The 23,951-nt window shown below is 30.2% G+C and carries 32 protein-coding genes; 21 read left to right on the top strand and 11 right to left on the bottom strand.

Going from position 1 to position 23,951, the window contains the following annotated elements:
• Positions 1 to 44: 44 nt before the first annotated feature.
• Positions 45 to 818, top strand: coding sequence for a sterol desaturase family protein (locus ACH2CG_RS13780; RefSeq protein ID WP_395066172.1), 774 nt, complete (start codon positions 45 to 47; stop codon positions 816 to 818).
• A 268-nt stretch (positions 819 to 1,086) separates the two neighbouring features.
• Here ACH2CG_RS13780 and ACH2CG_RS13775 read toward each other — a convergent pair whose 3' ends face one another.
• On the bottom strand, positions 1,087 to 1,479 hold the full coding sequence (locus tag ACH2CG_RS13775) for a rhodanese-like domain-containing protein (RefSeq protein WP_395066170.1): 393 nt from the start codon (positions 1,477 to 1,479) through the stop codon (positions 1,087 to 1,089).
• Positions 1,480 to 1,624: 145 nt separating this feature from the next.
• On the opposite strand from ACH2CG_RS13775, the gene ACH2CG_RS13770 reads away from it, so the two are divergent.
• The 6 genes from ACH2CG_RS13770 (at position 1,625) to ACH2CG_RS13745 (ending at position 4,791) form a co-directional block, all read left to right on the top strand.
• Positions 1,625 to 2,524: a LysR family transcriptional regulator gene (locus ACH2CG_RS13770; protein WP_395066168.1), complete on the top strand. Its 900-nt coding sequence runs from the start codon at positions 1,625 to 1,627 to the stop codon at positions 2,522 to 2,524.
• On the top strand, positions 2,512 to 2,961 hold the full coding sequence (locus tag ACH2CG_RS13765; RefSeq protein ID WP_395066166.1) for a GNAT family N-acetyltransferase: 450 nt from the start codon (positions 2,512 to 2,514) through the stop codon (positions 2,959 to 2,961). Before ACH2CG_RS13770 ends, ACH2CG_RS13765 begins: the two co-directional genes overlap by 13 nt.
• 97 nt (positions 2,962 to 3,058) lie before the next feature.
• The gene (locus ACH2CG_RS13760) at positions 3,059 to 3,676 is read left to right on the top strand and encodes a hypothetical protein (protein ID WP_395066164.1); all 618 of its coding nucleotides are present in this window, start codon (positions 3,059 to 3,061) and stop codon (positions 3,674 to 3,676) included.
• Between the two features lie 42 nt (positions 3,677 to 3,718).
• The gene (locus ACH2CG_RS13755; protein WP_395066162.1) at positions 3,719 to 4,006 is read left to right on the top strand and encodes a YciI family protein; all 288 of its coding nucleotides are present in this window, start codon (positions 3,719 to 3,721) and stop codon (positions 4,004 to 4,006) included.
• 1 nt (position 4,007) lies between these two features.
• The gene (locus ACH2CG_RS13750; protein ID WP_395066174.1) at positions 4,008 to 4,223 is read left to right on the top strand and encodes a tyrosine-type recombinase/integrase; all 216 of its coding nucleotides are present in this window, start codon (positions 4,008 to 4,010) and stop codon (positions 4,221 to 4,223) included.
• 148 nt (positions 4,224 to 4,371) lie between these two features.
• Complete coding sequence (locus ACH2CG_RS13745) at positions 4,372 to 4,791, top strand: OsmC family protein (RefSeq protein WP_395066160.1); 420 nt, start codon at positions 4,372 to 4,374, stop codon at positions 4,789 to 4,791.
• 64 nt (positions 4,792 to 4,855) lie between these two features.
• Here the strand turns inward: ACH2CG_RS13745 and ACH2CG_RS13740 are convergent, their stop codons facing one another.
• The gene (locus ACH2CG_RS13740) at positions 4,856 to 5,830 is read right to left on the bottom strand and encodes a LysR substrate-binding domain-containing protein (RefSeq protein WP_395066158.1); all 975 of its coding nucleotides are present in this window, start codon (positions 5,828 to 5,830) and stop codon (positions 4,856 to 4,858) included.
• 190 nt (positions 5,831 to 6,020) lie between these two features.
• On the opposite strand from ACH2CG_RS13740, the gene ACH2CG_RS13735 reads away from it, so the two are divergent.
• From ACH2CG_RS13735 to ACH2CG_RS13720, 4 genes are read left to right on the top strand one after another with little or no spacing between them, the layout of a single operon-like run.
• The gene (locus tag ACH2CG_RS13735) at positions 6,021 to 6,611 is read left to right on the top strand and encodes a TetR/AcrR family transcriptional regulator (protein WP_395066156.1); all 591 of its coding nucleotides are present in this window, start codon (positions 6,021 to 6,023) and stop codon (positions 6,609 to 6,611) included.
• 10 nt (positions 6,612 to 6,621) lie between these two features.
• Positions 6,622 to 6,849 carry a hypothetical protein gene (locus tag ACH2CG_RS13730; protein ID WP_395066154.1) on the top strand — a complete coding sequence of 76 codons (228 nt, stop codon included), beginning with the start codon at positions 6,622 to 6,624 and terminating at the stop codon, positions 6,847 to 6,849.
• A gap of 11 nt (positions 6,850 to 6,860) precedes the next feature.
• Positions 6,861 to 8,090 carry an MFS transporter gene (locus tag ACH2CG_RS13725; RefSeq protein WP_395066152.1) on the top strand — a complete coding sequence of 410 codons (1,230 nt, stop codon included), beginning with the start codon at positions 6,861 to 6,863 and terminating at the stop codon, positions 8,088 to 8,090.
• Between the two features lie 25 nt (positions 8,091 to 8,115).
• Positions 8,116 to 9,273: an FAD-dependent oxidoreductase gene (locus ACH2CG_RS13720; RefSeq protein ID WP_395066150.1), complete on the top strand. Its 1,158-nt coding sequence runs from the start codon at positions 8,116 to 8,118 to the stop codon at positions 9,271 to 9,273.
• Between the two features lie 146 nt (positions 9,274 to 9,419).
• Here ACH2CG_RS13720 and ACH2CG_RS13715 read toward each other — a convergent pair whose 3' ends face one another.
• On the bottom strand, positions 9,420 to 10,178 hold the full coding sequence (locus tag ACH2CG_RS13715; protein WP_395066148.1) for an IS5 family transposase: 759 nt from the start codon (positions 10,176 to 10,178) through the stop codon (positions 9,420 to 9,422).
• Positions 10,179 to 10,439: 261 nt separating this feature from the next.
• Between ACH2CG_RS13715 and ACH2CG_RS13710 the strand changes: the two genes are divergently transcribed.
• Genes ACH2CG_RS13710 through ACH2CG_RS13700 form a run of 3 tightly spaced genes read left to right on the top strand, consistent with a single transcriptional unit; the run spans position 10,440 to position 11,702 of the window.
• Positions 10,440 to 10,802 carry a VOC family protein gene (locus ACH2CG_RS13710; RefSeq protein WP_395066146.1) on the top strand — a complete coding sequence of 121 codons (363 nt, stop codon included), beginning with the start codon at positions 10,440 to 10,442 and terminating at the stop codon, positions 10,800 to 10,802.
• A gap of 11 nt (positions 10,803 to 10,813) precedes the next feature.
• On the top strand, positions 10,814 to 11,254 hold the full coding sequence (locus ACH2CG_RS13705) for an EVE domain-containing protein (RefSeq protein WP_395066144.1): 441 nt from the start codon (positions 10,814 to 10,816) through the stop codon (positions 11,252 to 11,254).
• Entirely contained in the window at positions 11,247 to 11,702 is a 456-nt protein-coding gene (locus tag ACH2CG_RS13700; RefSeq protein WP_395066142.1) for a MarR family winged helix-turn-helix transcriptional regulator, read from the top strand. Before ACH2CG_RS13705 ends, ACH2CG_RS13700 begins: the two co-directional genes overlap by 8 nt.
• Positions 11,703 to 11,970: 268 nt before the next feature.
• On the opposite strand, the gene ACH2CG_RS13695 is transcribed toward ACH2CG_RS13700, so the two are convergent.
• The 7 genes from ACH2CG_RS13695 to ACH2CG_RS13665 form a co-directional block, all read right to left on the bottom strand.
• A complete protein-coding gene (locus ACH2CG_RS13695; protein WP_395066140.1) occupies positions 11,971 to 12,429 on the bottom strand; it encodes a DinB family protein in 459 nt (152 codons plus the stop codon).
• Positions 12,430 to 12,678: 249 nt separating this feature from the next.
• Entirely contained in the window at positions 12,679 to 14,043 is a 1,365-nt protein-coding gene (locus ACH2CG_RS13690) for a S41 family peptidase (RefSeq protein WP_395066138.1), read from the bottom strand.
• 249 nt (positions 14,044 to 14,292) lie between these two features.
• Positions 14,293 to 14,904, bottom strand: a complete 612-nt coding sequence (locus tag ACH2CG_RS13685) for a GNAT family N-acetyltransferase (protein ID WP_395066136.1) — start codon at positions 14,902 to 14,904, stop codon at positions 14,293 to 14,295.
• 256 nt (positions 14,905 to 15,160) lie between these two features.
• Positions 15,161 to 15,517, bottom strand: a complete 357-nt coding sequence (locus ACH2CG_RS13680; protein WP_395066134.1) for a hypothetical protein — start codon at positions 15,515 to 15,517, stop codon at positions 15,161 to 15,163.
• Between the two features lie 10 nt (positions 15,518 to 15,527).
• The gene (locus ACH2CG_RS13675; RefSeq protein WP_395066132.1) at positions 15,528 to 15,920 is read right to left on the bottom strand and encodes a hypothetical protein; all 393 of its coding nucleotides are present in this window, start codon (positions 15,918 to 15,920) and stop codon (positions 15,528 to 15,530) included.
• Between the two features lie 88 nt (positions 15,921 to 16,008).
• Complete coding sequence (locus tag ACH2CG_RS13670; protein ID WP_395066130.1) at positions 16,009 to 16,593, bottom strand: Crp/Fnr family transcriptional regulator; 585 nt, start codon at positions 16,591 to 16,593, stop codon at positions 16,009 to 16,011.
• Between the two features lie 46 nt (positions 16,594 to 16,639).
• Positions 16,640 to 17,476 carry a helix-turn-helix domain-containing protein gene (locus ACH2CG_RS13665; RefSeq protein ID WP_395066128.1) on the bottom strand — a complete coding sequence of 279 codons (837 nt, stop codon included), beginning with the start codon at positions 17,474 to 17,476 and terminating at the stop codon, positions 16,640 to 16,642.
• Positions 17,477 to 17,714: 238 nt separating this feature from the next.
• Here ACH2CG_RS13665 and ACH2CG_RS13660 point away from each other — a divergent pair, with 238 nt between their 5' ends.
• On the top strand, positions 17,715 to 18,860 hold the full coding sequence (locus ACH2CG_RS13660; protein ID WP_395066126.1) for an FAD-dependent oxidoreductase: 1,146 nt from the start codon (positions 17,715 to 17,717) through the stop codon (positions 18,858 to 18,860).
• Between the two features lie 8 nt (positions 18,861 to 18,868).
• Positions 18,869 to 19,588 carry a siderophore-interacting protein gene (locus tag ACH2CG_RS13655; RefSeq protein WP_395066124.1) on the top strand — a complete coding sequence of 240 codons (720 nt, stop codon included), beginning with the start codon at positions 18,869 to 18,871 and terminating at the stop codon, positions 19,586 to 19,588.
• A 69-nt stretch (positions 19,589 to 19,657) separates the two neighbouring features.
• On the opposite strand, the gene ACH2CG_RS13650 is transcribed toward ACH2CG_RS13655, so the two are convergent.
• Positions 19,658 to 20,020: a MerR family transcriptional regulator gene (locus ACH2CG_RS13650; RefSeq protein ID WP_395066122.1), complete on the bottom strand. Its 363-nt coding sequence runs from the start codon at positions 20,018 to 20,020 to the stop codon at positions 19,658 to 19,660.
• A gap of 147 nt (positions 20,021 to 20,167) precedes the next feature.
• On the opposite strand from ACH2CG_RS13650, the gene ACH2CG_RS13645 reads away from it, so the two are divergent.
• The 5 genes from ACH2CG_RS13645 (at position 20,168) to ACH2CG_RS13625 (ending at position 23,884) form a co-directional block, all read left to right on the top strand.
• Entirely contained in the window at positions 20,168 to 21,049 is an 882-nt protein-coding gene (locus ACH2CG_RS13645) for an SDR family NAD(P)-dependent oxidoreductase (RefSeq protein ID WP_395066120.1), read from the top strand.
• 259 nt (positions 21,050 to 21,308) lie between these two features.
• Positions 21,309 to 21,848 (top strand): GNAT family N-acetyltransferase, encoded by a 540-nt coding sequence (locus ACH2CG_RS13640; RefSeq protein ID WP_395066118.1) that lies wholly within the window; start codon positions 21,309 to 21,311, stop codon positions 21,846 to 21,848.
• Positions 21,849 to 21,884: 36 nt separating this feature from the next.
• Positions 21,885 to 22,733: an RteC domain-containing protein gene (locus ACH2CG_RS13635; RefSeq protein ID WP_395066116.1), complete on the top strand. Its 849-nt coding sequence runs from the start codon at positions 21,885 to 21,887 to the stop codon at positions 22,731 to 22,733.
• A 110-nt stretch (positions 22,734 to 22,843) separates the two neighbouring features.
• On the top strand, positions 22,844 to 23,137 hold the full coding sequence (locus ACH2CG_RS13630; protein ID WP_395066114.1) for a helix-turn-helix domain-containing protein: 294 nt from the start codon (positions 22,844 to 22,846) through the stop codon (positions 23,135 to 23,137).
• 66 nt (positions 23,138 to 23,203) lie between these two features.
• Positions 23,204 to 23,884, top strand: coding sequence for a transcriptional regulator (locus ACH2CG_RS13625; RefSeq protein ID WP_395066112.1), 681 nt, complete (start codon positions 23,204 to 23,206; stop codon positions 23,882 to 23,884).
• Positions 23,885 to 23,951: the final 67 nt, after the last annotated feature.

Raw genomic sequence — 23,951 nt, 5'->3', positions numbered from 1 at the left:
TAACTTTTGTTCGTATTAATTAATAATTTTAAAAAATAATAACGATGACTTGGGACAAAATTTTATGGCAATTATTAGACGTTGCTAACAAATATTTTTTAGTAGTAACACCTGTTTTTATACTATTTTATGTGCTACTAAAGAAACGAATTTCATATAAAAAAATACAATTGAAATTTCCTAAAATAAAAGACTATAAAAGAGAAATTGCTTTTTCAACGCTGTCAATTGTAATTTTCTCCATACCACCACTTTTACTTTTGGGAAATGATACCTTACGACCACTGACAACATTTTACGAAGACAGCAACGACTATGGTATATTATATCTTTTTCTAGCTTTTCCTTTAATGATAATTATGCACGATACTTATTTTTATTGGATGCATCGGTTAATGCATTCGCCGTGGCTATTTAAACAGTTTCATTTAATTCATCATAAATCCACCAATCCAACACCTTGGGCTGCTTATGCGTTTCATCCGCTTGAGGCGGTATTAGAATCGTTAATATTTGTTATTTTTCTATTCACAATTCCAATTCATCCCATACTTCTAACATCTTTTTTTATTTTCAGCATAATCTATAATGTTTATGGACATCTAGGCTTTGAATTATATCCTAAAGGATTTAATAAACATTGGCTAGGAAAATGGATGAATACTTCGATAGCCCACAACCAACATCATCAATTTTTTAAAGGAAACTATGGATTATACTTTACAATATGGGACAGATTGATGGGTACTTTGAGACCAGATTATGATTTGGCTTATGATGAATTAAAAAAAAGAGAGAAAATTGATAGTTTGCAATGAAATATCACATTGCTCAACACGCTTCTTAACGGTTTTATTTCTTACAAATGACGTCATAGTTGAAAGCATGAGTAAAATGCTTGGACATAAAAACTTGCGAACCACTCAACATTATGCAAAGGTTTAGATAAAAAAGTAAGTGAGGATATGATGATTTTGAGAAATAAGTTTAATAATATTGAAATGTCAAATCAAAAAATAATGTAGTGTTCATTTTATAAAAAACAAGAATTGAGCAAAATTTAAATTAAATTTTGCTCAATATATTTTAACAAGCACATTCAATTCCTTGTCCTGTTTTTCCTTTGGTGCCTTCGGTTGCATATCCATCGAATTTCCACCATTCAATTCCGCCTATTAATTCTTTGACTTTGAATCCTAATTTCGCCATATTTAATGCACCTTTTGTAGAAGCATTACAACCAATTCCATCGCAATAAGTTACATACAAAATAGTTTTATCTAAATGTTTCGTACTTTCTTCATTCATTTCTCGATGAGGAATATTGATTGCATTTGGAATATGTTCGGCTTCAAACCCAAAAGATTTTCTTGCGTCAAGTGCAATAATTTTTTCTTCATTATTAAGCGCATCAAATAAGTCCGAAGGATCCATTTCAAATGCTAATTTGTTCTCGTAATGTTTAATTTGTTGTGCCATTTTATTTTTGTTTGATTATTAATATTTGCAAAACTAAAACAACATTTTAATTCATGAAAACGAAAAGAATTCATCTAAATCATTAATTATTTTCATATTAAATCAAAGTTTAAATGTTGTTACTTTGTTAAATAAATATTGAGAAATGGAAATAAGACATTTAAGATTAATTAAAGCAATTGTTGAAGAAGGAAGTATTACAAAGGCAATCGACAAACTACATTTAACTCAATCAGCATTGAGCCATCAACTCAAAGAAACTGAATCTCAACTGGGAACATCAATTTTTTTGAGAGCAAACAAAAAAATGGTTTTAACAAAAGCTGGAGAAAAATTATATGATTTAGCTAATGATATTCTCTATAAACTTTCCGAAGCCGAACTGGAGATAAAACAAATGGTTTTTGGAGAATTTGGAGAAATAAGAATTAGTACCGAATGTTACTCCAGTTATCATTGGTTGCCTTCGGTATTAAAACAGTTTCAAGTTTTATATCCAAATGTAAATTTGAAAATAGTAACAGAAGCAACTCACTATCCATTGCAAAAACTACTTGATAATGTAATAGATATTGCAATTGTTAGTGACCAATTAAAGGATGAAAATATAAAATATCAAGAACTTTTTCAAGATGAAATGGTAATGGTAGTTTCTGAAGAACATTCGTGGGTGAATAAAAAATTTGTTGTCGCAAAGGATTTTGAAAACGAACATTTATTCATTCATTCCTTTCCTTTAGAAACAGTTACTATTCATAAATTAGTTTTAGAACCTGCAAAAATAAAACCACTAAAAATAACCGCTTTACCATTAACAGAAGCATCTATCGAAATGGTGAAAGCAGATATGGGAATTATGTCTATGGCAAAATGGGCATTGCAACCGTATCTAAAAAGTGGCAAACTAAAATCTATAAAAATTGGTAAAAACGGATTAAAGAGAAATCATTTTATTGCGATTTTAAACAAAAAAACCTATCCAGAGTATTTTCATCAATTCATCACTTTTTTACAAACCGAAATCAATCAACAATGGAATTTATAATACGAAAATGCGAGATTAATGATTTACCTATTTTAGTAGAATTATGCCAAAAACACGCAGCATTTGAGCAAGCAAATTATAACCCGAACGGAAAGCAGGAACTTCTTCAAAATGCTATATTCTCGAACAACCCAAAATTATTTTGTCTAATTGTTGAGATTAATAAAAATATAGGCGGCTTCTGCACCTATACTTATGATTTTTCAACTTGGGATGCACAGAATTTTATGTATATGGATTGTCTTTTCATTGAAGAAAATTTTAGAGGTTATAAAATTGGAGAGGAAATTATTGAAAACTTAAAACAGATTGCTGAAAATGAAAATTGTATTAATATCCAATGGCAAACACCTGTCTTTAACGAAAGAGCCATTAAGTTTTACAATCGAATTTTAGGTGTTGGAAAAAACAAAGTTAGATTTGTTATAGCTTTATAATAATTGTAAAACTGAAAAAACACAAATAAAGCAACGAACAACAGCTTTAGGTCGTTCAGTATTTTAGAGCTATACAATAACAACCAGAAGATAAAAAATGAAAACAAATAAAATCCATTACATATCAGGACTTGCAATAACTATTTTCATAGGACTACATTTATTTAACCATTTCTGTAGCATTTTTGGTACGGAAAGACATATTGAAATGATGAATACTTTACGAATTTTTTATCGTAACATTTTCGTAGAGTCAATTTTGTTATTAGCAGTATTTGTACAAATTGTTTCAGGTCTCAAATTATTTATAACAAGCAAAAAAACTGCAATATCCAACTTTGATAAATTACATATTTGGTCGGGGCTTTATTTGGCTATATTTTTTATAATTCATTTGAGTGCAGTTTTTGGCGGACGATTTTTTTTAAAACTTGACACAAACTTTTATTTTGGTGTAGCTGGACTGAATTCATTTCCTTTCAACTTATTTTTTATACCTTATTATGGTTTGGCAATCCTTTCATTTTTCGGACACATTGCTTCAATTCATAATAAAAAAAGGGAACAATCAATTTTTGGGTTAACACCAATCAGACAGTCAAAAGTAATATTGATTTTCGGTTTCAGTTTGACAATTTTAATTTTATACGGACTTACGAACCATTTAAAAGGAGTTACAATACCTGTAGAATATAAAATACTTACTGGAAAATAAAGGTGAACTTAAGAATCAAAATCGAATTTCAATCTCAATAAAATGTTTGTACTAAATATTACATATAAATCTAACCTTGAAAAAATTGACCAATTTTTAGACGAGCATATAGAATTTCTTAATGAACAATATAGATTAGGTAATTTTATTGTTTCGGGAAGAAAGGTGCCAAGAACTGGTGGAATAATTTTATCTAATGTTAATTGTAAAATGATATTGGAAAAAATTATTGAAAATGATCCTTTTATAATAAATGATTTGGCAGATTATGATTTAATTGAGTTTATACCAAATAAAACATCTAAAGAACTAAATTTTTTATTAGAATAAAATTAACTTATCCATTGCCAGACACACTTTTTCAACGACTGAAACGCGAACAAATGGGGTTCCTATTGAATCAGTAAGCAAAATGCTTGGACACAAAAATTTAGGAACTACTCAACATTATGCAAAGGTTCTCGATAAAAAAGTGAGTGAGGATATGAAAATTTTAAGAGATAAGTTTGCAATAAACAATAATTTAGGTTTAGTAAATATGAAGTGAATTATAGCAAACCATTGAAAAAACGAAGTGTTATAAATAAATATTATAAGGTTGAAAAATTATTAATTTGATTAATATAAATCACCTCCATAAATTTGCACTATCAAATAATCATTGATTTAAAAATAGTTACTAAATAATTGAAATTATGAAATTTACAAGAACCGCAAACGCAAATTGGAAAGGTACAGGAATGGAAGGAAAAGGAACCATCAGTACACAAAGCACAACACTAAACAACGCTCAATTATCATTCAAAACTCGTTTTGAAGAAGGTGTTGGAACTAATCCGGAAGAACTTATCGCTGCGGCACATTCAGGTTGTTTTACGATGCAGTTGAGTTTCTTGCTTTCTGAAGCAGGTTTTACTCCGGAAGATTTGAATACAGTTGCTAAAGTTAAATTTGAAGATGGTGCTATTACTTTAATTGAATTAGAATTAAACGGAAAAGTACCCGGAATTACATCAGATGAATTTGAGAAAACAGCTCAAAAAGCAAAAGAAATTTGTCCAATTTCGAAATTATTGAATACCGAAATTACTTTATCTGTAACGTTATCCGCATAATCAAGAAATCAAAATCAATTAAACATAAAAAACGGTTGCAAAAAAAATGCAACCGTTTTTTATTTTATGCTTTCAAAGAACGTATTGATTTTATAAAATAAGGAGAATCATTCCATCTAATTTTGCGATACACAAAATTTTGTTGAAGCGATTCTGGTAAACAGTTCCAAATTGCTTCATTCATTTTTTCAAGAAGTAATTTTTTTGAAAAAGTATCAGATACAACCATACTGATTTCTCGAACTGGTTTTGGCTCTCTGAAAGGTTTAAATAATCCCTTTTCTTTTTCATTAAGAATTGAAAGTTCTGGAATAATTGCAAATCCTAATTCAGCCCGAACTAAATTTTTTAAGGTTTCAATAGAACTAATATCATAACTGAATTGTTCTTGTATTTTTCCAGTATTTTCCATTTCGCAAATATCTAGTAGTTGTGCATTGTAGCAATATTCGTTTTGTAGCAGCAATAATTCTGATTTATCATTTGGTTGAAGTACATAATAATCCTCTGAAGCCATTGGATGACTTGTATTCAAATAAGCTACAAATGGCTCTTTAAAAACAGGATGTTCTATCAAATTTGAATTTCCAGTTGGCGTTGCCATAATTGCTACATCAATTATGCCTGATTCCAAATCGTGCATTAGCTGTCCAGTATTTGCTTCTTTGATAACAAAATGGACTTTAGGCGTGGCTATTTTCATCGCTTTTATAAACAACGGAATAAGATAAGGCGAAAGCGTCGAAATTATCCCAAGTTTAAGTTCGCCTTCTAAAATATTTTTTTCGTTTACCACAAAATCACGAATTTCATCTACTTCTCGTAATATTTTCTTTGCTCTATTTATAATTTCTACTCCAAGAATTGTTGGTGTTAATGGTACTTTGTTTCGATCAAAAATCTTAATACCTATTTCTTCTTCCAGATTTCTTAATTGTATTGTAAGTCCAGGTTGTGTTACCATACAAACTTCCGCTGCTCTAGCAAAATGGCGTTCGTTATCTAGCGCAACTATATATTTGAATTGTTGTATGGTCATGATTATAAATTTATTTTATAAAGATATAAAAAAGATAAATTTATTTATGAAATTTAATAAATAATGTAGCGTATTATGTTAGTAATAAAAATCTTAATATACTAAATTTTCATCGCAGTTTTATTTTTTTATTCATAAATAAGCGAACATTCATTTATTATAGTATATTTGCATCATCAAATTCATAAAGATGAGAACAAGAGATATAAATAAACAAGATTTAGTAAAACAAAAAGCTATTGAAATGATTGTAAAACAAGGCATTGAAGGTTTTGCAATGAATCGTTTAGCGAAAGAATCCGGTGTTTCTGTAGCAACACTTTATATATACTACACTGACAAAGAAGACCTAATAAAGAAAATCGGTATTGAAATTGGCAAAAATTTCTTTTCAGAAATGATGAAAGATTTTTCGGCAGAAATGAACTTTGTAGATGGACTGCGCAAGCAATGGGAAAACAGAGCCAAATTCATGATGAACAATATGAATGAAATGGCTTGTTGGGAAGTATTACAGAATTCTTCTCACAGCGATTATATTGTGCAAGAAAGTGTAGAGGATTTCAAAATCATTATGATTAGTTTTTTTGAGAATGCTATAAATCGAAAAGAAATGATTCCTGTTTCCAAAGAAGTTTTTTGGAGCATTGCTTATGGTCCATTATATTCATTACTCCGTTTTCACAATAAGGGTAAAAGTATGGGTGGTTTTCCTTTTACCATTACTCCAGAAATTCAAAACGAAGCTTTTGAATTGGTTATAAAAGCTTTAACACCTTAAAAATTTTGCCATGGATGCAAACTTTAATAACATATTGGTATTTGCCACCAATATAAAAAGCAAAGCAGATAAAGAATTTATCAGCGACATTTTAAATAAAAATACAGTAATCCAACAATGGAGTATTGACCAAGAAGATATTGATTGTGTATTAAGAATTGTAAGCGGTATTCTTACTGCCATCGACATAATTAAAATAATAAACACTCTCGGTTTCAACTGTAATGAACTCGAATAATCTAATCAAAAATGAACGAACAAACACAACAATCAATCCCATTTACAGGCTATCAAAAATTTGTAATATTCTTATTAGCCATAACACAATTTACAGTAGTATTGGATTTTATGGTTATGTCGCCACTGGGAGATATTATGATGAAAACCTTACGCATTACCACATCACAATTTGGAGTTGCCGTATCTGCCTATGCTTTTAGTGCAGGAATTTCAGGTTTGCTTACCGCAGGATTTGCCGATAAATTTGACCGAAAAAAGCTTTTGCTTTTCTTTTACATTGGTTTTATAATTGGAACTTTATTTTGTGCATTGGCACCAACGTACACTTTTTTAGTTCTTGCCCGAATTGTTACTGGAATTTTCGGCGGAGTAATTAGCTCCATTTCAATGGCTATTGTTGCCGATTTGTTTAGTTTACAACAACGAGGAAAAGTAATGGGTTTTGTACAAATGGGTTTTGGCGTAAGCCAAATTTTAGGCATTCCAATTGGGTTATTCATAGCTAATTTGTGGGGTTGGAACATTCCGTTTTTCTGGATAGCTGCAATGGCGGGAATTATAGCCTTTGTATTAGTACTGAAATTAAAACCTATAACAGCACATCTTGCTTTGCAAAAAGAGAAAACAGCATTCCAACATTTATGGCATACAGTTTCTCAAAAAAATTATAGAATCGGATTTTTATTTACTGCATTACTTTCAATAGGCGGTTTTATGATGATGCCATTTGGCAGTGCATTTGCCATCAATAATCTAAAAGTTACAACACATCAACTACCAATTTTGTTTATGATTACAGGTCTATCAACTTTAATCACAATGCCATTAATTGGTAAATTGAGTGATACCGTTAGCAAGTTCAAAATATTTGCGATAGCTACTATTTCCGCAACCATTTTTATCAATATATATGCCCATTTTTCAGTAACACCTTTTTGGATAGTTTTAATTACAAATGTAGTAATGATGGTATGTATCATGAGTAGAATGATACCATCAACAACACTTACCTCTGCTATTCCAGTACCACAAGATCGAGGTGCTTTTATGAGTATTAATTCGTCCTTGCAACAAATGTCTGGAGGTTTTGGAGCCATGATTGCAGGAATGATTATTGTTCAAAAAGACAATTTTGCTCCTTTACAACATTACGATATTTTGGCAATAGTAGCGTCATCAATTATGTTATTCACGATTTTCTTGATGTATCGAGTGAGTAAAATTGTTGAGATGAAATAATAAAATTAAAAAAAAACAAAAAATCATGTTACAAAACAAAAAAATAGCAATCGTTGGTGGTGGTCCAGGAGGATTAACATTAGCAAGACTTTTACAACTCAAAGGTGTTGATGTAAAAGTGTATGAAAGAGATAGCAATAAAAATGCTCGTGTACAAGGTTCTACTCTGGATTTACACGAAGAATCAGGTTTAGCTGCTTTAAGCAAAGCAAATTTATTAGACGAATTTAAAAATAATTATCTATCTGGTGCAGATAAAATGGTTATTGCAAATGAACTCGCAGAAATAATTTATAGCGATCATGAAACCAAACCCAATGAAAATTTTGGCAATGAGCATTTTCGCCCAGAAATAGATCGAGGCGTATTACGAAAAATACTAATAGAATCATTACAAGAAGAAACAATAGTTTGGAACAGTCATTTCCTTTCAATGGTACAACAAAATGATGGCTGGCTATTGCATTTCAAAGAAGAAAAAAGTGCTTATGCAGATATTGTTATTGCTGCTGATGGTGCAAACTCAAAAATCCGTCCTTATATTACCGATATCAAACCTTTTTATTCAGGAATAACAATGCTTGAAGGCAATATTTATGATGCAGAAAAATCAGTGCCACATATTTCTAACTTGCTCCGTGGTGGAAAAATAATGGCTTTTGGAAATAAGAAAGATATACTTATGGGACAAAAAGCAAATTGTGAAATAGGTTTTTATGCAAGTTTCAAAACAAATGAAAATTGGGCAATAAATAGTGGTTTAGACTTTTCTGATAAAACACAATTGTTGGATTGGTTTAAAAAAGAGTATTCCGAATGGAGTACAATTTGGTATGAATTGTTTGAAAATGCAGCAACACCATTTATTCCTCGTCCTATATATTGCATGCCGTTAGATCAAACTTGGGAATCTTTACCAAATCTTACAATGCTTGGAGATGCAGCTCACGTTATGCCACCATTTGCAGGCGAAGGTGTCAATATGGCTATGCTTGATGCGTTGGAATTAAGCGAGTGTCTAACATCTGACAATCAGAATTCTATACAAGAAGCCATTTCATTTTATGAACTAAATATGCAGAAAAGAGCGGCAATAATAGCACAGGAATCACTTGAAAATGGAGAAAGAATGCACTCGGAAGACGCTTTGAATACTTTGCTAGATTTTTTTAGCCAGCATTAAAACCAACGTCGAACTATATTATTTTCCAATAGATGCTTATTGACCAAATCTGCCAGATTGGAAATGTTTTTTTTATGTTAAACCGTTTTACAATATACATCTTTCAAAATGTCAGAAATTTTTTTTGTTGTATTATTAGAGCCTGTTTAAATTTTATTCAATAATAGTTTTATAGCGGATAATTTGACCATGTTTTCGGATGATTCCATTAGTAATTCATAGTTTCGGCATAGTCTTCTATCATTATCGAACCAAGCAAATGTTCTTTCCACGACCCATCTTTTATGAGTGGGTTTAAAGACTGATTTCTTATCATCAGAGCGCATCACGACTTGAATAATGTATCCAAATTTGGTTTTGACCTGTTCAATAATCTCCCCTCTGTACCCGCCATCGGCTAGAATAACTTTGATAGGGCATAAAAAATATTTTAACGTTCTCATTAATAACAATACTACTTTACTATCGTGAACATTGGCTACTGTTACCATAATAGCTAGTAAAAACCCGTTTTTATCAACAACTATATGACGTTTTATACCTTTAACTTTTTTGTTACCATCAAAACCATTTAAAGAACGATTATTTCCCCAACGCACACTTTGACTATCTATTATTCCTAGACTTGCTTGGGCATTTTGTCCTTTATTTATCCGTACTCGCTCTGTCAATTTAGACAACAATAAATCAAACTGTTCTAAATAAGACCATTTTGAATAGTAGTAATAAACTAATTGCCATTTTGGAAAATTACAAGGTAACATTCGCCATTGACATCCACTTTTTACTAGGTAATGGATAGCGTTCCAAATTAATCGTAAACTATGTTTGCGTTTTCTATTACCTAAATCTAAAGTTTTTTCTATAAATTGCCACTGGGTTTCTGTTAAATCGGTTGGATACATCTTTTTATTGTTTAGTCACTACAAAAAGACTCTTTTCAATCGGTTTCTTTAACCCATAATCGTTTTATTTTACTTTTTTAAACAGGCTCTTAAATTAATGAAATAAATGTAAGAAATAATTGTGAGGTTTTTAATCCAATTAAACTTTGCATTTAGCTCATAGCATTATAAGATTTTTCAAAATTTAACAAAAAAATATGTTAATGTATTTTGTTTTTTGTTGTCGTGTATATTATATTTGCAACAACAAAAATAATCAAAATGAGAAAATTAGATTTTGCATCTCTTCAAGTAAGAGATTTAGATGTGTCAAAAGCGTTCTATACAAACAAATTAGGATTTGAAGTGTCAGAAATGAGTAATCAATATGCTTGTGTTTTTACCTTCAACAAAGGCGAAGCAAGTTTTGCTATAAGAACACCAATTACGAACATAGATGGTAAAGAACTTGGTGTTGGTGCTTCGCTTTGGTTTGCTATTGATGAAAAAATGGAAGAACTACAAACCCAATTGACCGAAAAAGAAGTAACTATTATAGGAACAATCAACAACACACCTTTTGGAAAAACGTTGATGGTAAAAGACCCTGATGGTTACATCATTACATTTTTGGAAGCAAACTAAATATTTCAATAATGATTAATAGCACTATAAAATATTGGGTAATCGTGGCATCAAAAGACCATGTAAAAAATGGAATTGCTGATGGAATTGCACAAGCTTGTCACGGAAAATCTTCGCCATTAAAGAGAATGAAAAAAGGAGACTTTATACTTTACTATTCAGGAAAGCAAACTATGGGCAAACCTGACAAATGCCAAGAGTTTACAGCTTTAGGAAAGGTAATAGATGATGAAACCTATCAGGTTCAAGTTTCGGCGGATTTTTGTCCGTCAAGACGTAATATCGAATTTTCAGAATGTATAGATGCTTCAATTCTTCCTTTAATTGACAATTTAGATTTTATTCAAAATAAAAAAAGTTGGGGTTATCCGTTTCGTTTTGGTTTCTTTGAAATTAATAAAAACGATTTTGATTTAATCTCAACTAAAATGCTACAACAACATTATGCCTAAAGAAATAGAATTTCATTTTAAAAGTCCAAAAGATAGTCCAGGATATTTACTTGGACAACTTACAATGCTGTGGCAACGTAAACTAAAAAAAGTTTTAGATCCTTTAGACTTAACTCAAACTCAATTTGTATTGTTGGCAGCATTAGGCTGGCTTTCAAAAACAAACAATGCTGTTACACAAGTGGACATTGCTAACCAGAGTAATGCCGACAGAATGATGGTATCAAAAGTATTACGAACCTTACAAGAAAAAGGCTTCATAACGCGACAAGAACACAAAACCGACACGAGAGCAAAAACCATTCAGCTTACAACTAATGGAGAAACAGTTTTGCAAAAAGCCATCATTGAAGTAGAAAATGCCGACCTTGATTTCTTTTCTGGATTAGACGAAAAACTTTCATCATTTAATAAAAATATGATGCAACTTATTGACAAAAACACATAGTAAAAGCACCAATACTATTATGGTCGCTGGTGCAATTACAACTAATTTTGGTTGCTTTTATAAAAGAGATTGTATGTCTATAAATTATTTACCCTCCGTACAACAATAGTGTGTTCGGTTTGTATTGTGCCATAAAACCTTCATTATTTGCAACCATTGTTAAACCAACTTGCACAAAATCCAATGTTGGCTGTTCGTTATTCTTCTCGTCAATCTATTGTTGTAAAGCTTCTTATTCTTATGTTCATTTCTTGCCATGAATTTTTTTTTATTTCAAAACTCGTTTCAATGCCATAATGTACCCTAAATGAAGTCCTTCGTGAAATAGCATAAAGTTTATTGCTTCATCAATGTTTGTAACGTCAAAACCATATGGTACAGTAAAGAGCTGATAGTTAAGAAAAATGTTTTTGTTGTAGTCAGTCTGTAAGGTGTCAATTATAGAAACGAAAGAACTTTTAATTTTATTAATTTCTTCTTCTTCAATCTTCTTGTCAGGCTTTGTCTGTGGTTTATAGTTAGAGAAACCTTGGTCGTCAATTATTGTTTCAAGTCCTGCTCGTAAATAACAAACTCTTTGTTGCCCTGTAAAAAGATGCCCTAAATTCCAAATTACATTGTTGTTAAATCCTTCTGGAATTTCATTAAGTTGTTCCGGTGTTAGTTCTTCGATTAAGTCAAGTAAAAATAGTCTTGTTCTTTTTAATTGTTCAATTTTTTTCGTCATTACTTTCTTTTAATTTATCTATTTAGTGAAGTGTCATTTACAATGAAAGCAAACGAACAGGGATTTGCGATGTTGGGGATTTGAAAATCGTCCGCTCGGATCCGTAGCCCAATTGAAATTTTTTTGATGAAGATAACAACAAAATCTCAAATTGAAATCTCTCTGCCCGAACAAATACCATATAGAATTACAAATGTTCATTGTTATTCTGTCCGCCCCAATATTGCAAAATCCCCATATTGGCAGCTGTTATTTTCTGGACGTTAATTTAAGAGCATAATTCAATTGCACATCTTTGTCTTGGAGGACATCATTTATTGATGGAACAATTGTGTAATCGGGTATTGTACCTCTGTCTTTATATGTCATTTTCTTTACTGCTAAAACATATTTTCTTTTTGGTATTATCATTCTGATATTTGAATAAGGTAATGTAAATATTGCTTGTTCACTACCTGTATTTCCATAATATCCGCCACCTGTTTCTTCGCCAATAAAAACGCCTCTGTTATTACTTTTTGCAATGGCGGTAAATTCAGTCGTAGTAGAAAAACTTTTACCATTAATTAGGAAATAGCATTTTCCTTTAAAATTATTTATTTGAGGTTGTTGTATTTCTAAATTTGAATGAATTTCTTTTGGTAGTGAACCTGATATTGTAGATAAAGAGGAATAATATGAGAAAGGTTTATCTGTAAGAAAAGAATACAATAGTGAGCCGTTATGGTCTTCGCCACCACCATTATCCCGAACGTCTATAATTAGTTGATCTATTTTTTTTTCTTTTATTATTCGAAATACGGAATCCAAGTAGACTTTAAAATAAGACTCTTCCTTATTAAGCTTGCCCATTGCAAAGGTCTTTACGGTAAGCAATGCAGTATTGTTTGGTTCAAAATCTAACGATAAATATTTGTCAACAGGTTTTTTATCAAAAAAGCAATTGTTTCCTTTAAGTACAGCAGCTGCAATATTTGTTCTAATTGTTTTATTTCCTGATGTTTTATATTCAATTTCAAAACTGTCTTTTTCACCATATAGCCAATAATAAAGAAACTGAAAACTTGCTTCACTTGCATTTAATGAGACATACTTTCTTGATTGGATTTCAGCATCAGAAGAGATATATTGAAAAAGTATTTTTCTAATATCATTAACAGGTTTATTATTTATAGAAATAATTTCAGCACCTGGTTTAAACCTGTCATCGTTTGAACAATATATGTAAGTTTTGTCATTAATAAACCAAAGCCGTAAAGGAAATACTTTTACAGTAGCCAATTGTTTCTGTAATGTTTCTTTTGGTAGATTACAGAGCAAATGACCATCATCAACCATTCTTACCATAAATTTACAGAGCATATAAAATTGCATATCAGTCATATTATTGTTGATGGAGTCATAGCAACTGTCAAACAAACGGTTCATTTCTTTTTGTGTCCTGTACCTGTACAATGCGGGATGAACCTGTTGTAGGGAATCTCTGAAAACAGAAAAGTCCTTCCTAAAAGAATCCTCTTTACTCTTTTCAGTATTGTCAGTAACAGACTGTCCGAAAGAAGTTGTTACATTTATAATAAAAACTATTGTTAAAATAACTTTGTTTAAGTACATTTTCATTTTGTTGATTTAAATTTTTAGAGAATTCGTAAATATTTTAAATTGGTTTCCCTCATATTTTCTTTCTGTGTCTCTGCCTCATTCTGTCATCATTTTATTACTGGTTTTATGGTCAAGGCGGTTTCAAGGTTCTAACGCAATGCTATTTAAAAGCAAATTTAGGATTAAAATTGATTAGTAACCGCTTTATTTCCCAAAACCAACTTCAAATTAAGACCTAACCCCAGCATATTACAGACTGCTTTAACGGTTGGCAAAATTGGCTATTTGCTTTTTAAGATTATCTTTTACACTTTCATTCCACTCTGTTTTGAGAATACTTAATTTTGTTGCATCAATTCTTTCTCCTTTTGCATCTGTGCTACAATTTCTCAAAATGCCTTCAACTACACAACCAATACTTTTCATTGCGTTTAAACTTCTTTCGTTTTTTGAGTTTGCAGCAAACGCAACTCGTTCCATTTCCATTTTCTCAAATAGAAATTCCAACATTAGATATTTACAATTTTTATTTATTCCACTTCCTTGATATTTTTTTCCGTACCAAGTATAACCAATTTCTATAGTTTTCATTTCTAAAAGTATTCCATAAAATCTGGTACTCCCAACAAATTTTCCACTTATTTTATCAAAAACAATAAATGGATATTCTTTTTCATTTTCTCTATTTTTAGTTGCATTTGCAACATACTTTTCAAGATTTTCTTTTCCGTTTGCTCCGCCTGAATTAAATTCCCAAATTTCAGGTTCATTTTCAGAATAATCTAGTAAAATATCAAAATCTGTATTTTCTAATGGTTGCAATTTTACAAATTCATTTTCTAAAATATATTTTTCTTTAAAATCAAATTTCATTTTTCTGTTTTTTAAGTTCTTATTGGATTGCTTTCTGCTAACAAATAATTAATACTGGGATTAATTGTATTGTGACAGGCTTTTTAGAGTTTCTGGTTTTTATCAATTTTTTTAATTTCTCCCAACCAGCATTATATCTGTTTGATTTTATCATCTTGATTTTTTTACCTTGAATTAGAATAATTCTTTCTTCTAATTTTCATCAACAAAACTAATAATTATATTGAATTTTTAATCAACTACAAAAACCAAAAATTTAAACCTCCCAAAAGAAACCAGTCATTTTTGTTAATTGTGCATTTTTATAAATCCCAAAACTTGCTCCTTTACTTAAAATGGTTCCGTTACCATCAACCATATTCCAATGTGCTAAACTTTGATCGTGATGCACTTTAAAATCTGTTACCACGAATCTAGCTCCAGGAAATCCATTTTGAAATTCGCTCATATAGTTTAAGAGATTGTTAATACCAACAACATCAATATTTGGATCGGTATAATTACAATCCGAAACAAGTATTTTATTTAAAATTTCTTTGCGAATTTTTTTATTTTGTTCGCTCCAAGAAGCACTATATGCTTCCCAAATATCTAAATGTAAATTGTTTGTCATTTTATTGGTTTTATTTATTAGTTTTTAATTTCATTGTTGCCCAAAAGTGAATAAATCCAATAGCTAACAAAATGTGAAGTATTAGGTTTGGAATTATTCCTGATAATTTTGTAATTATACCATCAAAATAGGCTGATAACTCAATAATGAACAAACCAATTTGAATGAAACTGTTTCCAAAAAGAAATGCTTTTAAGGTTTCCGAATCATCGTTTTTTCTAATTAAGAAAGCGATTACTCCAATAGAAAGAAGTAATAATCCTGTTTCTCTTGTCCAAACTAATGTTCCGTACAATGGTGTTACACCTTTGCTGTCTAATAAAATACTCGGAAATAATAATGCAAAGATTCCAACAGAAAACGCTATTATTGATGCTGTGGTTAAAAATGTTTTTCTAGTCATTTGTGTTTTTTTATTTACAAATATCACTAGAAAACATTTTAAAACATTTGATGTTTATCAAGAAATAAAACTGTTTTCTTGACAAATATCAAGACTTTGAAATCAATATCTTTTTTCTAATTCTACTTAAATGTTCGGGTGTAATGTTTAGGTAGGAAGCAATTATTTTTAATGGGACTCTTTGCAGTAATTGTGGTTGAGAAGCAATCAAGTTTACATATTTCTCTTCGGCTTTGTTTCCGTTAAAATTTAATTGTTCATTTATAGCAATGGTATGTTGCCGTTCTACCATCATTCGTCCCAATCGTTCAAAGGATTTGTATTTATCAAACATTTCATATAGTGCAATTCTAGGAATTACAATAAGCTCGGTTGTTTCTAAAGCTTTATAATTCAAAACACAAGGTTCTTGATTTATAAAACTATAATCGTCATAAAAAATTGAGTTTTCAAAGTATAAGTTTGTGCAAACTTCCTTGTCTTCTTTACTATAAAAACTATGGATTAATCCATTTTTCATAAAAACTAAATGGCTACAAACTTCACCTTCTCGCCACAAAGTTTCATTTTTTTGCAGTTTTTTATTAGTAAAAAATTGCTCAAAATGTTGCCATTCGTCTTCCGATATTGGAGTTACACTTTGTAAGATGTTTTTAAAAATTGTGGTATTCATTTAATTCTGGTGTTAATTTTTTTATATCGGTATTTTTATAAAACTATCATTGTGCCATTTTATTTGATGCTAATACCATTGCAGAATACTTTTTCGGTTTAAGTCCAGTATGTCTTTCAAAAATTCTAGAAAAATGGCTCATATTAGTAAAACCTATTAGATAACCAGCTTCTGACACAGACACTTTTTTATTTTTTATGAGATTAGCTGCTTCTTTAATTCTATTTTTTTGATGATAATTATGTATTGTATTACCAAAAACCTGTTTAAACAACCTTTGCATTTTGGTTTCGCTCATACCGTACAATAAGCAAAGTTCTGTAATATTTGGTGCTAAACTTAAATCTAAAATAAGCCTATCTCTTATCTGATAAATTATTTTTGCATCGGAAGCGTTTATTGGATATTGAGTTATCGATTTACGTTTTAGAAGTTCAACAAAAAAAAGATAAATAAGCTCTTGGGCTTTGATTTTGAAATAAAAATTAGAAAGTTGTTGTGGCATATTAGCACTCATTATTTCTTCCTTTATATTTTTAATTTGAGCAGAAAAACTTTCTTCATATATGTATGGCTTGTCTTGCAAAATAATATTCTCCAATAGTTCCTTTCCATCGTTATGATCCAACAACGTCTTTAAATCGTCTATTTTAAGTGATATTATAATTGCTTTTACTTTAGATTTTGCAGGCACAAAAACCTCAAAACCTATATCGGTCGAAGCAATTTGGACAGATTGTATTAATTTTTCTTGATGACTATTACCATTATCATGTTGCAAAAGGATATCCCTAAAACTGAACGTAATAGTATCTTTTGGGATTTTTGTTGCATTTCTTTTTAGAGTTAGATCATTGTTAAGCTTGTAGTCATGAATCATCATTTTAAGTCCACTACCGAAATCTAAACTTTTGATAGTACCACATCCAAAAGAATCGTCAAGCGTATTTATACCATTATTTAATTGGCTTAACGTACATAAGTAATCGAATCCATCATTCCTGCATCTGAATTAATAAATTTGAATTCCATAAAAAACTGTTTCGGACTATTATTTGGACAAAAGTAGCTTTTTTAAGCAATTAAAGTTAATCAAATTTGCATGAAATAATTTAATCAATATGAAAAATAATTTATTAGCAAATAAAAAAGTAGCCATCATTGGTGGTGGACCAGTAGGCTTAACAACTGCAATACTTTTGCAACAAAAAGATGTAGATGTAACTGTTTACGAAAGAGACTTGAATGCACAAACTAGAATATCAGGCGGTACACTCGACATAGACAAAAATACAGGTCAATTAGCCTTGAGAAAAGCAGGATTATTAGAAGTGTTTTACAAATATGCTCGACCTACAGGAGAACGAAATATTGACATTAATGCCAATATTTTAGAAGAAGAAATGCCTACCGCAGAAAACAAGTTTGACAAACCCGAAATTGATAGAAATGATTTGAGGGATATGTTACTCGATAATCTAAACAAAGATACTGTGGTATGGAATAGTCAAATTGTAAGTATCAAAAAGAAAAATAATCAATATACTTTGTTGTTACAAAACGGTAGTGAAACTATTGCCGATTTTATAATCATTGCCAATGGAGGAATGAGCAAACTGCGAAAATATGTTACAGAAGTTGTGCCACATTACACAGGTACATACCTTATTCAAGGAGAAGTTCTTGAGCCAGAAAAAAATTGTCCTTCATTTAAAAAACTCTGTGGAGAAGAAAATACGATTGCAGTTGTTGATAAAAAAATGTTTTTTTGTCAAGTAAAAGCCAAAGGTGTTTTACAATATTATTTGTCTTTTAAAACAGATGAAAATTGGATAGAGAAAAAAAATATGGATTTCTCAAACAAACAAATGGTACTTACTTTTTTAGATGAATTAATGGTAAATTGGCATCCTACTTACAAAGAATTATTTTATGCAACGGATAATTTTGTGGCTTTACCAATGCGTAAAATGCCTTTGGACAAACCTTGGGATAGTCAAAGTGATATAACTTTAGTGGGCGACACAGCTCATTTAATGCCACCTTTTGGCGGCGTTGGTGTAAACATGGGATTATTAGATGCTTTGCATCTTGCTACAAATCTTACCGAAGGCGATTTTCCAGATACACTTTCTGCTGTAAAAGATTATGAACAAAAAATGTTAGTCTATGCAGGTAATGCACAACAACAAACTGGAAAAGGAGAAGTAATGATACATTCTGATATTTCTTTTGATGATTTACAAAAAAATAGAAAAGATAAGTAACAAGAACAATGGAACTCCTAAAATCAATCATAAGCAAAGCTTTTAATACTGCCTTGGTTATACAAAAGAAAAGAATTGCAACAAACACTTTTCAAATTAAATTAAAACTAAATAGTAATAGTTTTAAAAATTATATTGCTGGCGAACAATTAAAAATATTTGTAGGCATAGATGATAAAAGTGCATTTAGCGACCTTACAAGAACATATTCTGTTTGGAATTTTGACAAAGAAAAACAAGAAATTGATTTAGCCATTTGTACTTTTTCTAATGGGCAAGGTACAAAATGGATAAAAGAAATTGAAGTAGGTAAAACAGTACATTTTGCAAGTCCAAAAGGTAAATTCATAATTGATAATACCGCACAAAATTATTTATTTTTGGGCGATATTTCAGCACTATCACATTTATATGAGCTAAACAGGCAATTAAGCACAAGCCAAAATGCTATTGGTATAATTTATGCCAAAAATGAAAATGATTTTTTTAAAGACCAATTTTCAGATAGCAAATTTGAGTTTATAGTATCACAAGAAAATCATACAAAGAGAATTATTGAAGAAATTGAAAAATTGAATTTGAAAAAAGAAAACTCAATTGTTTACATAGCAGGCGAAACATTTTTTTGTACAGACTTAAATTCATATTTCCGTAAAACTTTAAAATGGGAATCAAAACAAATAAAAACAAAACCATTTTGGCACCCAAATAAGACTGGATTGGAATAAAATATAAATACATAACAGTATTTCATCCTTGCAGTTTAGGACGAGTTTTAATTGCTTAGCTAGATTTATCTAACACTTACCATTTTCAACTTCTTTTAAAGTTTGAGCCAAGAATTTTTTCACTTGTTTTAGTTCGCTTATTTTAGTATCAACTTCGCCTATTTTTTTTTGAACAATTTTTATCTTTTGGTTTACAGAAAGCTTATTATTAAACCAATCATTCAATGATACTTTAATTTCAGATAAAGTGAAACCTACTTTTTTTGATTCTATAATCCATTCTATTTTTTTAATCAGAATCTCATCATATTGTTTGTAATTGTTAGATTTTACCAATTCATCTATACTACCTTCAATCAATCCGTAGTTTTCGTAATACCTTAATGTAGGTATAGAAACCCCAGTTTTCTTTGATAATTCATTTATTAACATAATTTGTTTTTTTAGTATTTAAAAATAAATACAACTATACAGTCGGCTTTATACTTGTAAGTCACAAAACTAATCACTTTATTTGTTAAATCAAAAAAAATAGTCTAAAAAATTCAATTAATTTTATCACAAATAAACCAATAAAATATGACAAAATCGGCTAAACAAACAGAGTCTTTTGCTCAAGAGATTATTGTAGTAACTGGCACATCTACAGGTATTGGAAACGCAACTGCAAAAGAACTTGCAAGTCGGGGTTACTATGTTCTTGCAGGTGTAAGGCGTGATATTGATGCTGATGCAATTCGTGGTACTAACATTGAGCCTGTTATACTTGACATTACCAATCAAATACATATAACCAATCTTGTTAAACGTATTAAAAAAGATCCTGAAAAACGACTATTACGGGCATTAATAAACAATGCAGCGATTGAGATTAATGCACCATTAGAAGTATTACATCTTTCCGAATGGCGTAGGCAGTTTGAAGTAAACGTATTTGGTCAAGTTGCTATGATTCAAGCATTATTACCTTCATTATTTCAAAGTCGAGGAACAATTGTAAACATTAGCTCTATTGGTGGCAAAGCAGCAATGGCAGGTTATGGACCTTATGCAAGTACAAAATTTGCTTTAGAAGGATTAAGCGATGCATTGCGAAGAGAACTTCAACCTTTTGGTGTAAAAGTAATAGTGATTGAACCTGGCGGAGTAACATCACCAATGAGTTTACAAGTAAGAAGTAAGGCAGAGAAAATCACCAATGAAATGACATCCGAACAACGTAGTAGATACGGTGGACTTATGTATGCAATGGTATCTTTAGCTGAATCTTATATCAAAAATGCAGTATCTGCCGAAAAAGCAGGGCAAATTATTGCAAACACAATTACCAATAAGCGAACACATACACGATACACAATTGGTCAAGATGCGGCTATGGTTAGGTTTATGAATTGGATTTTGCCTGATAGAATATTAGATAAGCTTTTGGCTCAAAGTAATAAGTCGCATTATCCTTCCTAAATTAATTTAGATATTCATTATGGATAACTTTAAACAATCATTATCAAAATAAAAAGACTAACAAAACGAAAAAATTAAGCTCAATCCAACACTTTTGCCAAATGCTCAACTATTAATAATTACTAACTTTGCTAAATGAAAGAATTCATTGCATATATTTTAAAGTTGTATGTCATTTTTTGAAATAAAAAGGAAAAAAGAAACAAATCCAAAACGAATAAATTTACAGTTTTATAAATTGTAAAATAATAATTATAATATGAAATACACATTAGAAGGACAAGAAACAGAACGATTAAAATTTAGGTTATTAAATATTGACGATTTTGATGATTGTATTGAGTTGTTTAAAGATATTAAAGTTTGTAGATTTTTAGGAGTTGATAAAATTGAAACACCGAAAGAAAGATGTAGACTTTGGTTTGAAATTACATTTGAAAGATATAAAAATGATTTAGGTGGACAGAATATTTTATTAGATAAAAAAACAAATAAAATTATTGGACAATGTGGACTTTTGGTAAGAGAAATTGAAGGAAAAAAAGAAATTGAAATTGCATATTCTATTTTACCAGAATATAGAAAAAAAGGATTCGCAACAGAATCGACTGAAAAATGTAAAAATTTTGCATTTGAAAATAAATTTACTGAAAGTTTAATTTCAATAATTCATACTGAAAATATTAATTCTGAAAAAGTAGCAACAAAAAACGGTATGAGAAAAGACAAAATTACCAATTTTAAAGGAATGTCAGTAAACATTTATAGAATCAATTCTATTGAATGGGAAAATAAATAAGAACACCGCTAATTACAACATTATAGTTACTAAAATTTGAATTCCAAGACCAACCTACTCCTTTCCGATCTCAACGAACAACTTAATTTCATTGATTTAGAGATTGATGATACTATAAAAAGATGTGAAAAAGCAATTGAGATTATTGTTAAATCGGTTCAAAAACTCAAAATTCTATTTCTTAAAGAAAAATTTAAAAATCAAGAACAAGAAATTGATTTTTTCAAAAATATAAAACCAAAGTTTACATCAAAACTCGTTTATTATAACATTATTTATAAAATTGAAACCAAAAATCCTCACGGCGGAGAACGTGTTGTAAAAAAATACCTTAACAACGAACTCGATAAACTAAAACGCTACTTCGATAATAATTTAGATTTTTATAAATATTACAGAACTGGTAATAATTATTTAGACTTCAAATATTTTGTTCGGGGCAATTTCGATGTAAAACTCACAATAGATAGTTTCTTTTTTGAAGTAGATCACAATTTTTCAACTTCCCATGACTTCAAAGTGGCTAAAATACTGGCTCATGATTTAATTCAAGTATATTTAGAAGACAAATTATTGGCAATTTCCAACAAAGGTTTAAAAGAAAAATCACAACACAATCACAACGCAAAACTCACTTGGACAGCACCAAAGGTTGCGTTAATTGAATTATTGTATGCTTTGCAATCTGAAAAAGTATTCAATAATGGCACTACGGATTTAAAAGAAATAGCTGAATATCTCGAAAATATTTTTAATGTTGATTTAGGACAATACCGAAGAACTTTCCTTGAAATTCGGGTACGTAAGACCGAAAGAACTAAATTTTTGAACACACTAAAAGACACTTTAGAGAAAAGAATGAATAATTCTGACGAGCCAATTTAAACTTGAATTTGTTCTATTTTAAATAAAATCGTTCACAACTCTGTATGCGTTGTGAATTTTATTTACTCAAAACCCACAATTTTGCACCATAACATTATAAAACATCAGTTATGGCAATCGAAGTTATCACTCGCGAAGATTTGAACGAATTTCGCACACTCCTACTTTCCGATTTAAACACAATGTTTAATTCAAAACCACAACAGCAAAAACAATGGCTTAAATCCAATGAAGTCCGGAAGCTGTTAAACATCTCTGCAGGTACTTTACAAAATCTTCGTGTAAACGGCACACTAACTTATACCAAGATTGGAGGAATTCTGTATTATTCCAGTAATGATTTAGAAAAAGTAATTGAAATCAACAAAGTCGAAGCAACACCAAACCTATTCAATCGTAAATAACTAATGTCTTTTGTCATACCGAGCGCAGTCGAGGTATCTCATCAAGTATAAACTGAACACTTAATTATGAATTACATAAAACATCTAACAGGATTTTTCGAGAAAGTTGCAATCGACAAAACACTCAATCCAACACATGTAAGTTTATATATGTCGTTGTTCCAATTCTGGAATTGCAATCGTTTCAAAAACCCAATCAGTATTTCTCGTGATGAGGTAATGCGTATCAGTAAAATTAGTTCAAAAGCAACCTATCATAAGTGTTTGAAAAACTTACATTCTCTTGGTTACATAAACTATGAACCGTCATACAATCCATTCAAAGGAAGCCACGTTTATCTATTCAATTTTTCAGATGATTTAAAACCAATTCCCAAAAACGAAAAAAGTACAATACCAAAAAATGAACCTGTTTTTGAACTAGTTAATGAACAAGTAGTGAACAAGCTTTATACTAGTAGTGGTACAAGTAATGAAACAGGTACTGAACAAGCTCTAGTATCTTATATAAACAATACAAACATACCAAACAATTCAAACAATTTAAAGATTGTAAACTTGGACGAGCAAGCAAAAAATTTTCAAATTGATGATGAATTTTTAAAAAATGTTGATGCCGAAAAAAAAGAAAAAAGTTCCGCCAAAAAAGAAAAAGCGATTGTGCCAACAATCGAAAGTGTCAAAACCTATTTCCTCGAACAAAACTTAATGGCTTCAAGTTCCGGAAAGTTTTGTTTGAGGAAATAGGTTTTGACACTTTCGATTGTTGGCACAATCGCTTTTTCTTTTTTGGCGGAACTTTTTTCTTTTTTTT

The sequence above is a fragment of the Flavobacterium sp. genome (genome assembly GCF_043778725.1).
GTDB lineage: Bacteria > Bacteroidota > Bacteroidia > Flavobacteriales > Flavobacteriaceae > Flavobacterium.
This window is presented reverse-complemented; position numbering and strand designations above follow the sequence as displayed.

Excerpts from the sequence above, each read along its gene's own strand:
- ACH2CG_RS13625 (WP_395066112.1), top strand. The coding sequence starts at position 23,204 with ATGAATTACATAAAACATCTAACAGGATTTTTCGAGAAAGTTGCAATC.
- ACH2CG_RS13745 (WP_395066160.1), top strand. The coding sequence starts at position 4,372 with ATGAAATTTACAAGAACCGCAAACGCAAATTGGAAAGGTACAGGAATG.
- ACH2CG_RS13720 (WP_395066150.1), top strand. The coding sequence starts at position 8,116 with ATGTTACAAAACAAAAAAATAGCAATCGTTGGTGGTGGTCCAGGAGGA.
- ACH2CG_RS13775 (WP_395066170.1), bottom strand. The coding sequence starts at position 1,479 with ATGGCACAACAAATTAAACATTACGAGAACAAATTAGCATTTGAAATG.
- ACH2CG_RS13685 (WP_395066136.1), bottom strand. The coding sequence starts at position 14,904 with ATGAAATTTGATTTTAAAGAAAAATATATTTTAGAAAATGAATTTGTA.
- ACH2CG_RS13690 (WP_395066138.1), bottom strand. The coding sequence starts at position 14,043 with ATGTACTTAAACAAAGTTATTTTAACAATAGTTTTTATTATAAATGTA.
- ACH2CG_RS13730 (WP_395066154.1), top strand. The coding sequence starts at position 6,622 with ATGGATGCAAACTTTAATAACATATTGGTATTTGCCACCAATATAAAA.
- ACH2CG_RS13665 (WP_395066128.1), bottom strand. The coding sequence starts at position 17,476 with ATGATGATTCATGACTACAAGCTTAACAATGATCTAACTCTAAAAAGA.
- ACH2CG_RS13655 (WP_395066124.1), top strand. The coding sequence starts at position 18,869 with ATGGAACTCCTAAAATCAATCATAAGCAAAGCTTTTAATACTGCCTTG.
- ACH2CG_RS13645 (WP_395066120.1), top strand. The coding sequence starts at position 20,168 with ATGACAAAATCGGCTAAACAAACAGAGTCTTTTGCTCAAGAGATTATT.
- ACH2CG_RS13675 (WP_395066132.1), bottom strand. The coding sequence starts at position 15,920 with ATGACTAGAAAAACATTTTTAACCACAGCATCAATAATAGCGTTTTCT.
- ACH2CG_RS13705 (WP_395066144.1), top strand. The coding sequence starts at position 10,814 with ATGATTAATAGCACTATAAAATATTGGGTAATCGTGGCATCAAAAGAC.
- ACH2CG_RS13650 (WP_395066122.1), bottom strand. The coding sequence starts at position 20,020 with ATGTTAATAAATGAATTATCAAAGAAAACTGGGGTTTCTATACCTACA.
- ACH2CG_RS13755 (WP_395066162.1), top strand. The coding sequence starts at position 3,719 with ATGTTTGTACTAAATATTACATATAAATCTAACCTTGAAAAAATTGAC.
- ACH2CG_RS13660 (WP_395066126.1), top strand. The coding sequence starts at position 17,715 with ATGAAAAATAATTTATTAGCAAATAAAAAAGTAGCCATCATTGGTGGT.
- ACH2CG_RS13765 (WP_395066166.1), top strand. The coding sequence starts at position 2,512 with ATGGAATTTATAATACGAAAATGCGAGATTAATGATTTACCTATTTTA.
- ACH2CG_RS13780 (WP_395066172.1), top strand. The coding sequence starts at position 45 with ATGACTTGGGACAAAATTTTATGGCAATTATTAGACGTTGCTAACAAA.
- ACH2CG_RS13670 (WP_395066130.1), bottom strand. The coding sequence starts at position 16,593 with ATGAATACCACAATTTTTAAAAACATCTTACAAAGTGTAACTCCAATA.
- ACH2CG_RS13680 (WP_395066134.1), bottom strand. The coding sequence starts at position 15,517 with ATGACAAACAATTTACATTTAGATATTTGGGAAGCATATAGTGCTTCT.
- ACH2CG_RS13725 (WP_395066152.1), top strand. The coding sequence starts at position 6,861 with ATGAACGAACAAACACAACAATCAATCCCATTTACAGGCTATCAAAAA.
- ACH2CG_RS13700 (WP_395066142.1), top strand. The coding sequence starts at position 11,247 with ATGCCTAAAGAAATAGAATTTCATTTTAAAAGTCCAAAAGATAGTCCA.
- ACH2CG_RS13770 (WP_395066168.1), top strand. The coding sequence starts at position 1,625 with ATGGAAATAAGACATTTAAGATTAATTAAAGCAATTGTTGAAGAAGGA.
- ACH2CG_RS13715 (WP_395066148.1), bottom strand. The coding sequence starts at position 10,178 with ATGTATCCAACCGATTTAACAGAAACCCAGTGGCAATTTATAGAAAAA.
- ACH2CG_RS13695 (WP_395066140.1), bottom strand. The coding sequence starts at position 12,429 with ATGACGAAAAAAATTGAACAATTAAAAAGAACAAGACTATTTTTACTT.
- ACH2CG_RS13740 (WP_395066158.1), bottom strand. The coding sequence starts at position 5,830 with ATGACCATACAACAATTCAAATATATAGTTGCGCTAGATAACGAACGC.
- ACH2CG_RS13640 (WP_395066118.1), top strand. The coding sequence starts at position 21,309 with ATGAAATACACATTAGAAGGACAAGAAACAGAACGATTAAAATTTAGG.
- ACH2CG_RS13630 (WP_395066114.1), top strand. The coding sequence starts at position 22,844 with ATGGCAATCGAAGTTATCACTCGCGAAGATTTGAACGAATTTCGCACA.
- ACH2CG_RS13760 (WP_395066164.1), top strand. The coding sequence starts at position 3,059 with ATGAAAACAAATAAAATCCATTACATATCAGGACTTGCAATAACTATT.
- ACH2CG_RS13735 (WP_395066156.1), top strand. The coding sequence starts at position 6,021 with ATGAGAACAAGAGATATAAATAAACAAGATTTAGTAAAACAAAAAGCT.
- ACH2CG_RS13710 (WP_395066146.1), top strand. The coding sequence starts at position 10,440 with ATGAGAAAATTAGATTTTGCATCTCTTCAAGTAAGAGATTTAGATGTG.